9 protein-coding genes are annotated in these 12,378 nt (G+C 62.5%); 5 read left to right on the top strand and 4 right to left on the bottom strand.

Features of this window, described 5'->3' with window-relative positions:
- The first annotated feature begins 11 nt into the window (after positions 1–11).
- The 3 genes from ACK3SD_RS16915 (at position 12) to ilvA (ending at position 4,405) form a co-directional block, all read left to right on the top strand.
- The gene (locus tag ACK3SD_RS16915; RefSeq protein ID WP_481126247.1) at positions 12–941 is read left to right on the top strand and encodes a branched-chain amino acid transaminase; all 930 of its coding nucleotides are present in this window, start codon (positions 12–14) and stop codon (positions 939–941) included.
- A 63-nt stretch (positions 942–1,004) separates the two neighbouring features.
- Positions 1,005–2,855, top strand: coding sequence for a dihydroxy-acid dehydratase (gene ilvD, locus ACK3SD_RS16910; protein WP_481126246.1), 1,851 nt, complete (start codon positions 1,005–1,007; stop codon positions 2,853–2,855).
- Between the two features lie 2 nt (positions 2,856–2,857).
- A complete protein-coding gene (gene ilvA, locus ACK3SD_RS16905; RefSeq protein WP_481127576.1) occupies positions 2,858–4,405 on the top strand; it encodes a threonine ammonia-lyase, biosynthetic in 1,548 nt (515 codons plus the stop codon).
- Between the two features lie 33 nt (positions 4,406–4,438).
- On the opposite strand, the gene ilvY is transcribed toward ilvA, so the two are convergent.
- Entirely contained in the window at positions 4,439–5,320 is an 882-nt protein-coding gene (ilvY, locus tag ACK3SD_RS16900) for an HTH-type transcriptional activator IlvY (RefSeq protein ID WP_481126245.1), read from the bottom strand.
- 173 nt (positions 5,321–5,493) lie between these two features.
- Here ilvY and ilvC point away from each other — a divergent pair, with 173 nt between their 5' ends.
- Positions 5,494–6,972, top strand: coding sequence for a ketol-acid reductoisomerase (gene ilvC / locus ACK3SD_RS16895; RefSeq protein ID WP_481126244.1), 1,479 nt, complete (start codon positions 5,494–5,496; stop codon positions 6,970–6,972).
- 59 nt (positions 6,973–7,031) lie between these two features.
- On the opposite strand, the gene ppiC is transcribed toward ilvC, so the two are convergent.
- Complete coding sequence (gene ppiC, locus ACK3SD_RS16890; RefSeq protein ID WP_137764683.1) at positions 7,032–7,313, bottom strand: peptidylprolyl isomerase PpiC; 282 nt, start codon at positions 7,311–7,313, stop codon at positions 7,032–7,034.
- Between the two features lie 153 nt (positions 7,314–7,466).
- Between ppiC and rep the strand changes: the two genes are divergently transcribed.
- Entirely contained in the window at positions 7,467–9,488 is a 2,022-nt protein-coding gene (gene rep, locus ACK3SD_RS16885) for a DNA helicase Rep (RefSeq protein ID WP_481126243.1), read from the top strand.
- A gap of 47 nt (positions 9,489–9,535) precedes the next feature.
- On the opposite strand, the gene gppA is transcribed toward rep, so the two are convergent.
- Together gppA and rhlB are read right to left on the bottom strand one after the other, a co-directional pair.
- On the bottom strand, positions 9,536–11,023 hold the full coding sequence (gppA, locus tag ACK3SD_RS16880; protein ID WP_481126242.1) for a guanosine-5'-triphosphate,3'-diphosphate diphosphatase: 1,488 nt from the start codon (positions 11,021–11,023) through the stop codon (positions 9,536–9,538).
- A gap of 5 nt (positions 11,024–11,028) precedes the next feature.
- Positions 11,029–12,321, bottom strand: coding sequence for an ATP-dependent RNA helicase RhlB (gene rhlB, locus ACK3SD_RS16875; RefSeq protein WP_481126241.1), 1,293 nt, complete (start codon positions 12,319–12,321; stop codon positions 11,029–11,031).
- Positions 12,322–12,378 lie beyond the last annotated feature (57 nt).

The following is a 12,378-nucleotide window of genomic DNA, read 5'->3' as shown; positions in this document are numbered from 1 at the left end:
GGAAGAGAAGCATGACGAAGAAAGCGGATTATATTTGGTTCAATGGCAAGATGGTGAAGTGGGAAGAGGCCAAGGTTCACGTGATGTCCCATGCGCTGCACTACGGCACCTCTGTCTTTGAGGGTGTGCGTTGCTATCAGTCCCACCTCGGCCCGGTGGTGTTCCGCCACCGCGAGCACATGCAGCGTCTGCGTGACTCCGCCAAAATCTACCGTTTCCCGGTCTCCCAGAGCGTGGATGAGCTGATGGAAGCCTGCCGCGAAACCCTGCGTAAAAACAACCTGACCAGCGCCTACATCCGTCCGCTGGTGTTCGTGGGCGACGTGGGCATGGGCGTCAACCCGCCGGCCGGTTACACCACTGACGTCATCATCGCCGCCTTCCCGTGGGGCGCGTACCTGGGTGAAGAGGCGCTGGAGCAGGGCATCGACGCCATGGTCTCCTCCTGGAACCGCGTGGCAGCCAACACCATCCCGACCGGCGCGAAAGCAGGCGGTAACTACCTCTCCTCCCTGCTGGTGGGCAGCGAAGCGCGCCGTCAGGGTTATCAGGAGGGCATAGCGCTGGACGTCCACGGCTATGTTTCTGAGGGCGCGGGCGAAAACCTGTTCGAAGTGAAAGACGGCATCCTGTTCACCCCGCCGTTCACCTCCTCTGCGCTGCCGGGCATCACCCGTGACGCCATCATCAAGCTGGCGAAAGATCTGGGCATCGAAGTGCGTGAGCAGGTGCTGTCACGCGAATCCCTCTACCTGGCGGACGAAGTGTTCATGTCCGGCACCGCGGCAGAGATCACCCCGGTACGCAGCGTGGATGACATCCAGGTAGGCATCGGCAAGTGTGGCCCGGTCACCAAGCGCATCCAGCAAGCGTTCTTCGGCCTGTTCACCGGCGAGACAGAAGACAAATACGGCTGGCTGGATCCAGTGAACCCACAATAAGCAGACAGACACGGCAGGCGGCCGTTCCCCGCCTGCTTTTCAGCATAATTGGAGTAAATGAGCATGCCTAAGTACCGTTCCGCTACTACCACCCACGGCCGCAACATGGCCGGCGCCCGCGCGCTGTGGCGCGCCACCGGGATGACCGACGACGATTTCGGCAAGCCGATCATCGCGGTGGTCAACTCCTTCACGCAGTTTGTGCCGGGCCACGTCCACCTGCGCGATCTGGGCAAGCTGGTGGCGGAACAGATTGAAGCCGCCGGCGGCGTGGCGAAAGAGTTCAACACCATCGCCGTTGATGACGGCATCGCCATGGGCCACGGTGGCATGCTCTACTCGCTGCCTTCACGTGAGTTGATCGCCGACTCCGTGGAGTACATGGTGAATGCGCACTGCGCCGACGCCATGGTCTGTATCTCCAACTGCGACAAGATCACCCCCGGAATGCTGATGGCCTCACTGCGCCTTAACATCCCGGTGATCTTTGTTTCGGGCGGCCCGATGGAAGCCGGGAAAACCAAGCTCTCCGACAAAATCATCAAGCTCGACCTGATTGACGCCATGATCCAGGGTGCCAACCCGAAGGTGTCCGATGAGGAGAGCAACCAGATTGAGCGTTCCGCCTGCCCGACTTGCGGCTCCTGCTCTGGGATGTTTACCGCCAACTCAATGAACTGCCTGACCGAGGCGCTCGGCCTCTCCCAGCCGGGCAACGGCTCGCTGCTGGCGACCCACGCCGACCGCAAGGATCTGTTCATCAACGCTGGCAAACGCATCGTCGGTCTGGCGAAACGCTATTACGAACAGGACGATGAGAGCGTGCTGCCGCGCAACATTGCCAACAAGGCGGCGTTTGAGAACGCCATGACGCTGGATATCGCGATGGGCGGCTCCACCAACACCGTGCTGCACCTGCTGGCGGCGGCGCAGGAGGGCGAGGTGGACTTCACCATGTCCGACATCGATCGCCTGTCGCGCAAGGTGCCGCACCTCTGTAAGGTCGCGCCGAGCACCCAGAAGTACCACATGGAGGATGTGCACCGCGCCGGCGGCGTGATTGGCATCCTCGGCGAGCTGGATCGCGCTGGTCTGCTGAACCGCGAAGTGAACAACGTCCTGATGCAGACCCTGCCGCAGACGCTGGCGGAGTATGACGTGATGGTCACCGACAACGACGCGGTGAAAAAGATGTTCTCCGCAGGCCCAGCGGGCATCCGCACCACACAGGCCTTCTCTCAGGATTGCCGCTGGGAGTCGCTGGACACCGACCGCCAGGAGGGTTGCATCCGCACCCGTGAGCACGCCTACAGTCAGGATGGCGGGCTGGCGGTACTCTACGGCAACGTGGCGGAAGATGGCTGCATCGTCAAAACCGCTGGCGTGGACAAAGAGAGCCTGACCTTCCGTGGCCCGGCCAAGGTCTACGAGAGCCAGGACGATGCGGTTGAGGCGATCCTCGGCGGCAAAGTGGTGGCGGGCGACGTGGTGGTGATCCGCTACGAGGGGCCGAAAGGCGGGCCGGGGATGCAGGAGATGCTCTACCCGACCACCTACCTGAAGTCGATGGGCCTCGGCAAGAGCTGCGCGCTGATCACTGATGGCCGCTTCTCCGGCGGCACCTCCGGCCTCTCCATCGGCCACGTCTCGCCAGAGGCGGCCAACGGCGGCCTGATCGGTCTGGTGAAGGATGGCGACATCATCGACATCAACATCCCGAACCGTGGCATCGTGCTGGATGTGGCCGACAGCGAACTGGCCGCCCGTCGCGAAACCGAGCTGGCACGGGGCGATCAGGCCTGGACGCCGCAGGCGCGTGAGCGTCAGGTCTCCTTCGCGCTGCGCGCTTACGCCACGCTGGCCACCAGCGCCGACAAGGGCGCGGTACGCGACAAGAGCAAGCTGGGAGGCTAAGGCTGATGGCGGAATCACAACCCCTTTCCGGCACCCCGTGCGGTGCCGAGTACCTACGGGCGGTGCTGCGTGCGCCGGTCTACGAGGTGGCACAGGTCACCCCGTTGCAGGCGATGGACAAACTCTCCGCCCGGCTGGGCAATACCGTGCTGGTGAAGCGCGAGGATCGCCAGCCGGTACACAGCTTCAAGCTGCGCGGAGCCTACGCGATGATCGCCAGCCTCACTGAGGAGCAGAAAGCCCGCGGCGTGGTGACCGCCTCGGCGGGCAACCACGCGCAGGGGGTGGCGCTCTCCGCCACGCGCGGCAACATCAAGTCGCTGATCGTGATGCCAGTGGCGACCGCCGACATCAAGGTGGACGCGGTGCGCAACTTCGGCGGCGAGGTGCTGCTGCACGGGGCGAACTTTGATGAGGCCAAGGCGCGGGCGATTGAGCTGTCTGAACAGCAGGGCATGACCTTCGTGCCGCCCTTTGACCACCCGGCGGTGATCGCCGGGCAGGGCACGCTGGCACTGGAGCTGTTGCAACAGGACGCGCACCTTGACCGGGTGTTCGTGCCGGTGGGCGGCGGCGGGCTGGCGGCCGGGGTGGCGGTGCTGATCAAGCAGCTGATGCCGCAGATCAAGGTGATTGGCGTAGAGGCGGAAGATTCTGCCTGCCTGCGCGCGGCGCTGGATGCCGGCGAGCCGGTTGACCTGCCGCGCGTCGGGCTGTTCGCTGAGGGCGTGGCGGTAAAGCGCATCGGCAACGAGACCTTCCGCCTCTGCCGTGAGTACCTGGATGATGTGATTACCGTCGACAGCGATGCCATCTGCGCCGCAGTCAAGGATCTGTTTGAGGATGTGCGGGCGATCGCCGAACCCTCCGGCGCGCTGGCGCTGGCGGGTATGAAGAAGTATGTGCAGCAGCATAACATTCGTGGCGAGCGGCTGGCGCACGTGCTCTCCGGCGCCAACCTCAACTTCCACGGGTTGCGCTACGTTTCGGAGCGCTGCGAGCTGGGCGAGCAGCGTGAGGCGCTGCTGGCGGTTACCATCCCGGAGCAGAAGGGCAGCTTCCTGACCTTCTGCCAGTTGCTGGGCGGCCGTGCGGTAACGGAGTTCAACTACCGCTACGCCGATGCTGACAACGCCAATATCTTTGTCGGCGTGCGGCTGACGCGCGGCCACAGCGAGCGGCGCGAGATCATCGACGAGCTGGTGGCCGGTGGCTATCAGGTGATGGATCTCTCCGACGATGAGATGGCCAAGCTGCACGTGCGCTACATGGTGGGCGGCCGTCCCAGCAAGCCACTGCGCGAGCGGCTGTTCAGCTTTGAGTTCCCGGAGTCGCCGGGCGCGCTGCTCAAGTTCCTGCACACCCTCGGCACCCACTGGAACATCTCGCTGTTCCACTACCGCAGCCACGGCACCGACTATGGCCGGGTGCTGGCGGCGTTTGAGCTGGGCGAGCGTGAGCCGGAGTTTGACCGCCACCTGACGGCGCTCGGCTACGTCTGCCATGACGAAACCGACAACCCGGCGTTCCGCTTCTTCCTCGCCGGCTGACCTGTGGGGCCGCCGCCGCGGCCCCTGCTTTCGCTACAGCAAACTCCAGAATGCCTCAATCAGCGTCTCGCTCAGGCGCTTCTTCTGCACGCACACCCCCAGTTCAAACGGCGCGACCAGCGAAATGTGGTCCAGCACCGAGATGCGGCTACGCATCGACTCGGGGCTGTTCTCCAGCACCACTCCCGGAATCAGCGCGATGCCGCACCCCAGCGCGACCATCGAGACAATCGCCTCATGGCCGGAGACGGTGGCATAGATCTGCGGGTTGCTGATGCGGTGGCGGCGGAACCAAGCGTCGATGCGCCGCCGCGTCGGGCCGTGCTCTGGCAAGATAAACGGAATGTCAGACCAGACCGGCTGCGGCGCGATCGCCTGGCTGCGTACCGGGCAGGGCAGCGCCGGGGCGATCAGCACCAGCGGGATCTCGCCGATTTTGGTAAAGCCGATGCTGGTCGGCAAAGACTCCGGCCGCCCGGCGATGCCTAGATCCGCCTCGTTGGACTGCACCTTCTGCACCGCGTCCGCCGCGTCGCCGGTGGTCAGCTTGATCTCCACCAGCGGATGCTGGGCGCGGAAGCGGTCAAGGATGGCGGGCAGGTGGCTGTAGGCCGCCGTTACCGAACAGAACAGGCGCAGTTCGCCGGTCAGCGACGGCCCCTTCTGCCCTAGCGCGTGGCGCAACTGCTGGTATTGCAGCAGCGTATGCTGGGCAAAACCGCGCACCTGTTCGCCGGCGTCGGTCAGTTGCACGGTGCGGTTGTCGCGCAAAAACAGCGGCTGGCCGATGCTCTCCTCCAGGCGCTGGATCTGGCGCGACAGGGTGGAGGGGCTGACGTGCATCGCCTTGGCGGTGCGGCCAAAGTGGCGGCTTTCGGTCAGGTGCAGGAACAGTTTCAGATCGCGGATATCCATCAGGCGGCGCTCTCAACAATGACGGGGTTCACATTGCATTTTATGCAATGACAGATTCTCAATATATCAATTTAAGCAATGCCACGCATAGCATATAGTGGATTCAACGACGCCTCCCCAGAGAGGGTGGGCAGTGAAAATAACAGCGAACACAACATCGACGGAGTCCCACCATGGCTAACTACTTCAACACCCTGAACCTGCGCCAGCAGCTGGCACAATTGGGCAAATGTCGCTTCATGTCCCGCGACGAATTCGCTGACGAAGCTGGCTACCTGAAAGGGAAAAAGGTGGTGATTGTCGGCTGTGGCGCGCAGGGCCTGAACCAAGGGCTGAACATGCGTGACTCCGGCCTGGATATCGCCTATGCGCTGCGCAAAGAGGCAATCGACGAGAAACGCGCCTCCTGGCGCAAGGCGACCGAGAACGGCTTTAAGGTGGGCACTTACGAAGAGCTGGTGCCGCAGGCGGATCTGGTGGTGAACCTGACCCCAGACAAACAGCACAGCGCCGTGGTACAGGCAGTGCAGCCGCTGATGAAAGATGGCGCGGCGCTGGGTTACTCCCACGGCTTCAACATCGTGGAAGTGGGCGAGCAGATCCGCAAAGACATCACCGTGGTGATGGTGGCGCCGAAGTGCCCAGGCACCGAAGTGCGTGAAGAGTACAAACGCGGCTTTGGCGTACCGACACTGATCGCGGTACACCCGGAGAACGATCCGAAGGGTGAAGGCATGGCCATCGCCAAGGCATGGGCAGCGGCCACCGGCGGCCACCGTGCTGGCGTACTGGAGTCCTCGTTCGTGGCCGAGGTGAAGTCTGACCTGATGGGTGAACAGACCATCCTGTGCGGCATGTTGCAGGCCGGTTCGCTGCTCTGTTTCGACAAGCTGGTGGCTGACGGCGCGGATCCAGCCTACGCGGAAAAACTGATTCAGTTCGGCTGGGAGACCATCACCGAGGCGCTGAAGCAGGGCGGCATCACCCTGATGATGGATCGCCTCTCCAACCCGGCGAAACTGCGTGCCAACGCGCTCTCCGAGCAGCTGAAAGGCATCATGGCACCGCTGTTCCAGAAACATATGGATGACATTATCTCCGGCGCCTTCTCCAGCGGCATGATGGCTGACTGGGCAGAGGATGACGTGAAACTGCTGACCTGGCGTGAAGAGACCGGCGCGACCGCGTTTGAGAACGCGCCGCAGCAGGAGGGCAAAATCGCTGAGCAGGAGTACTTTGACCACGGCGTGCTGATGATTGCGATGGTGAAGGCCGGGGTGGAACTGGCATTCGAAACCATGGTGGACTCCGGCATCATCGAAGAATCAGCCTACTACGAATCGCTGCATGAGCTGCCGCTGATCGCCAACACCATCGCCCGTAAGCGTCTGTATGAGATGAACGTGGTCATCTCTGACACTGCGGAGTACGGCAACTACCTGTTCGCCAATGCGGCGGTGCCGTTGCTGCAAGAAGCCTTCATGGCCTCGCTGCAAACCGGTGACTTGGGCAAGGCCATCACCGGCACGGCGGTAGACAACGCCCAGCTGCGTGACGTCAACGAAGCGATCCGCAACCACCCGATTGAGGCGGTGGGTCGCAAGCTGCGTGGCTACATGACTGACATGAAACGCATCGCGGTCGCGGGCTAACCGGTCGGGATAAAAAGAAGGGCACCCCACGGGGTGCCCTTTTTGCTGCCTGGCGGCCATCAGTTGCGGTAAAGCACCTTGATGATGTGGTAGCCAAACTGGGTCTTCACTGGCCCATAAGGTTTCAGCAATTCACAGCTGAAGACAGCCTTGTCAAAGGACGGCACCATGTCGCCCTTGCGGAACTCGCCCAGCGAGCCGCCGGAGCGCTTGGAGGGGCACGTGGAGTGCTTGCGTGCCATCTCCTGGAAATCAGCGCCCTTCGCCAGTTTGTCCAGAATCTCTTTGGCCTGCTGCTCGGTATCCACCAGGATATGCAGCGCCGATGCGGTATTCGCCATAATAGAACCCTTCATAAATGTGTCCGCGCTACTCTACCACCCGGCACGCCGGATGTAGACCCGGCAGGGCAAATTGAAAGGTAAAGGCGGTCAATCTCCGTCCGCCTTTCTGATACAATCGCCGCCCGTCATCCCAGTGAGCAAAAAAGCGCCATGCGATTAAACCCCAGCCAACAACACGCCGTCGAATTCGTTACCGGGCCTTGCCTCGTGCTGGCCGGGGCGGGATCGGGCAAGACCCGCGTCATCACCAACAAAATTGCCCACCTGATCCGCCAGTGCGGCTATCAGGCGCGCCACATCGCCGCCGTGACCTTCACCAACAAGGCGGCGCGTGAGATGAAGGAGCGCGTGGCGCAGACGTTGGGACGTAAAGAGGCGCGGGGGCTGATGATCTCCACCTTCCACACGCTGGGGCTGGATATCATCAAGCGCGAGTACGCCGCCCTCGGCATGAAGTCCAACTTCTCGCTGTTCGATGACCAGGACCAGCTCGCGCTGCTGAAAGAGCTGACAGAGAAGTGGCTGGAGAATGACAAGACGCTGCTCCAGCAGTTGATCTCGACGATCTCCAACTGGAAAAACGATCTGGTGGATCCGCAGGGCGCGGCAACGCGTGCGCGATCCGAGCGGGAGAAGCTGTTCGCCCACTGCTACGGGCTGTACCACGACCACCTGCGCGCCTGCAACGTGCTCGACTTTGACGACCTGATCCTGCTGCCGACGCTGCTGCTGCAACGCAACGCCGAGGTGCGCGAACGCTGGCAGAACCGTATCCGCTACCTGCTGGTGGATGAGTATCAGGACACCAACACCAGCCAGTATGAGCTGGTGAAGCTGCTGGTCGGCGCGCGGGCGCGCTTTACCGTGGTGGGCGATGACGACCAATCCATCTACTCCTGGCGCGGCGCGCGGCCACAGAATCTGGTGCTGCTGAAAGAGGATTTCCCGGCGTTGCAGGTGATCAAGCTGGAGCAGAACTACCGCTCCACCGGCCGCATCCTGAAGGCCGCCAACATCCTGATCGCCAACAACCCGCACGTGTTTGAGAAGCGCCTCTTCTCCGAGCTGGGTTATGGCGAGGCGCTGAAAGTGGTGACCGCCAACAACGAAGACCACGAGGCGGAACGGGTGGTCGGCGAGCTGATCGCCCACCGCTTCGTGAAGAAGACCCAGTACAGCGACTACGCCATCCTCTACCGCGGCAACCACCAGTCACGCCTGTTTGAGAAGATGCTGATGCAGAACCGCATCCCGTACCGCATCTCCGGCGGCACCTCTTTCTTCTCACGGCCAGAGATCAAGGATCTGCTCGCCTACCTGCGCGTGCTGACCAACGAGGGGGATGACAGCGCCTTCCTGCGCATCGTCAACACGCCAAAGCGCGAAATCGGCCCAGCGACGCTGCAGAAGCTGGGTGAGTGGGCCAACCAGCGCAACAAGAGCCTGTTCGCCGCCAGCTTTGATCTGGGGCTGGGCCAGTACCTGACCGGCCGCGGGCTGGAGGCGTTGCAGCGTTTCACCCACTGGCTGAAAGGGGTGGCCGATCTGGCGGAGCGCAACCCGGTGGCGGCAGTGCGGGATCTGATCCACGGCATCGACTACGAGAGCTGGCTGTATGAGACCTCACCGAGCGCCAAGGCGGCGGAGATGCGGATGAAGAACGTCAACCAGCTGTTTAGCTGGATGACCGAGATGCTCGAGGGCAACGATCTGGACGAGCCGATGACGCTGGCGCAGGTGGTCACCCGCTTCACGCTGCGTGACATGATGGAGCGCGGCGAGAGCGAGGAGGAGCTGGATCAGGTGCAACTGATGACGCTGCACGCCTCCAAGGGGCTGGAGTTCCCCTATGTGTTTCTGGTTGGCATGGAGGAGGGGCTGTTGCCGCATCAGAGCAGCATCGATGAGGATAACATTGAGGAGGAACGCCGGCTGGCCTACGTTGGCATCACCCGCGCCCAGCGTGAGATGATCTTCACCCTCTGCCGCGAGCGCCGCCAGTATGGCGAGTTGGTACGGCCGGAGCCGAGCCGCTTCCTGCTGGAACTGCCGCAGGACGATCTGGCGTGGGAGACGGAGCGCAAGGTGGTCAGCCCGCAGGAGCGGATGCAGAAGGGCCAGAGCAATCTGGCGAGCATCCGTGAGATGCTGGCGAAGGCGCGCGGCAGTTGATGCCCGCATAAAAAAAGGCCGGTTAAACCGGCCTTTTTTATTGGATGCTACGCCTCTTTGACTTCCAGCGGCCAGTGGACATAACTCTGCCAGTGGCTCTCGTGCTCCAGCTCTTCGGCCCGCAGCGGGTGCTGCTCCAGCCAGCCGGGCGGCAGCGTCACCGTCAGCACGTCATCGTTGGCACGCAGCCGTACCGCTGGCAGGGTGTCATCGCGGCGGCGGCTGGCGAAGATGATTGCCAGACGTAACAGGCGGCAAAGACGTTGGGCCTGACGGGGCGGCAGGGCGTTCTGTTGGCTGAGCAGCGCCAGATCAATGGTGTTGTTCTGGTTTTGCAGCAGGGTCGCCAGCAGCTTTTTCTGCGCCGGGGTAAAGCCGGGCAGATCCAGGTGACGCACCAGATAGGCAGCATGTTGGGGAGCCTGACGGAAATCGACGCTGAGGCCAATCTCATGGATCAGGCAGGCGCTGCGGAGCAGTTCGCGGCTAAGCGCATCCAGTTGCCAGACTTCCGCCACCTGCCCGGCGAAATTCTCGGCCAGTTGCGCCACGCGCTGGGCCTGCTCGCCATCCAGCAGATAGCGGCGTTGCAGGTTACGTAGGGTGCGATGGCGGATCTCCTGCTCGACCGGCAGGTGCAGCATACCGTAGACCAGCCCTTCGCGTAGCGCGCCGCCTGCCAGCGTCATGCCCTCAATCTGTAGCTCTTTGAAGATGGCAATAAGGATCGACAGCCCGCTCGGGAAGACCAGCGCGCGCTCCAGCGTCAGCCCCTCAATTTCTAGCTCCTCCAGCTTGCCGCACTGGATGGCACGGCGGCGCAGCTGCTCCAGCTTCAGCAGGGTGATGCGCTCATCCATGCCCTGCGCCACCATGATCTCCTGCAACGCTTGCACGGTGCCAGAGGCACCCACGCAGATCTGCCAGCCCTTCTCCATCAGCGCCGCGGCCACCGGGCGGATCATCTCCCGCGCCGCCAGCTCAGCCTGGTCAAAATTCTGCTGGCCAAGGTTGCGGTCGGTAAAGTAGCGCTCCAGCCAGGTGACGCAGCCCATCGGCAAACTGAACAACGCGGTGGATTGCGCACCGGTGCCGGTCACCAGTTCGGTGCTGCCGCCGCCGATGTCCACCACCAGCCGCTGATCAGGGCCGCCGGTGGTGTGCGCCACGCCGTGGTAGATCAGGCGCGCTTCCTCTTCACCGCTGATCACCTGGATGGGGCAGCCGAGGATTGTCTGTGCCGTGCCGAGGAACTCATCGCTGTTGCGGGCCAGCCGCAGGGTGGCGGTCGCCACTACCCGCACCTGATCGCGCGGGATGTCCTGCAAACGCTCCGAAAAGAGCCGCAGGCACTGCCAGCCGCGCTGCATCGCCTCGTGTGACAGGTGGTTGTCTTTGTCCAGCCCGGCTGCCAGCCGGACTTTGCGCTTGATGCGCGCCAGGGTCTGAATACTGCCGGCCACCTCACGTACCACCAACATATGGAAGCTGTTGGAGCCAAGATCGATGGCGGCGTAGAGTGAGGAGCCGAGCATAGTTATCAGCCTGAACGTTTGCGGTTGGTGCGTGGCGCCCCGCTGTTGCGGCGCGGCGCGGAGCTATTGCGGCGCGGGCCACTGCCGGTGCGGGTACGGGTCAGGCGTTTCGGCGGCGGCAGCTCGTTCAGCAGCGCGTCGCTGTTGTACTTGCTGACCGGGATGCTGTGGCCGGTGTAGGCCTCAATCGCCGGCAGGTTCAGCGCGTACTCTTCACAGGCCAGGCTGATGGAGTGGCCGCTGGCGCCGGCACGGCCAGTACGGCCAATGCGGTGCACGTAGTCTTCGCAGTCATCCGGCAGGTCATAGTTGAACACGTGGGTCACGGCCGGGATGTGCAGGCCACGGGCCGCCACATCGGTCGCCACCAGGATGTCCAGGTTGCCCTGGGTGAAATCCTCCAGGATGCGCAGGCGTTTTTTCTGCGCCACATCGCCGGTCAGCAGGCCAACGCGGTGGCCATCGGCGGCCAGGTGGCCCCAGATGTCTTCGCAGCGGTGCTTGGTGTTGGCGAAAATGATGCAGCGATCCGGCCACTCCTCTTCGAGCAGCGTCTGCAGCAGGCGCATCTTCTCTTCATTGGAGGGGTAGAACAGCTCTTCCTTAATACGGTGGCCAGTCTTCTGCTCCGGTTCCACCTCAATGGACTCGGCATTGTTCATGTGCTCGAATGCCAGCTCCTTCACGCGGTAGGAGAGGGTGGCGGAGAACAGCATGTTCAGGCGCTGAGCGGCTGGCGGCATCCGGCGGAACAGCCAGCGGATATCTTTGATGAAGCCCAGATCGAACATGCGGTCGGCTTCATCCAGCACCACCACCTGGATAGCGCCCAGGTTAATGTGGTTCTGCTTGGCGTAGTCAATCAGACGGCCAGTGGTGCCGATCAGGATGTCAACGCCGCTCTCCAGCACCTTGAGCTGTTTGTCGTAACCGTCACCGCCGTAGGCCAGGCCGAGTTTCAGGCCGGTCGTCTGTGACAGCGCTTCCGCGTCGGCATGGATCTGCACGGCCAGCTCGCGGGTTGGCGCCATGATCAGCGCGCGCGGCTGGTTGATTTGGCGGTTGGCGTTAGCGGGGTGGGAGAGTAAATAGTGGAAAGTGGACGCCAGAAACGCCAGCGTCTTGCCGGTACCAGTTTGCGCCTGACCCGCCACATCCCGTCCGGAGACCGTGATCGGCAGGGCTAATGCCTGAATAGGCGTACAGTTATGAAACCCTTTATTTTCAAGAGCTTCAATAACGAGAGGGTGCAGGGCGAAGTCGGCAAACTTCTGTTCGGTTAAGTGTGTTTTGCTCATAGTGTGGTAGAATATCAGCTAACTATTGCTTTACGAAAGCGTATCCGGTGAAATAAA

Source organism: Chimaeribacter sp. YP20170169 (assembly GCF_056739715.1).
The sequence above is the reverse complement of the archived record's forward strand: the minus strand, read 5'-3'. Positions and strand labels throughout refer to the sequence as shown.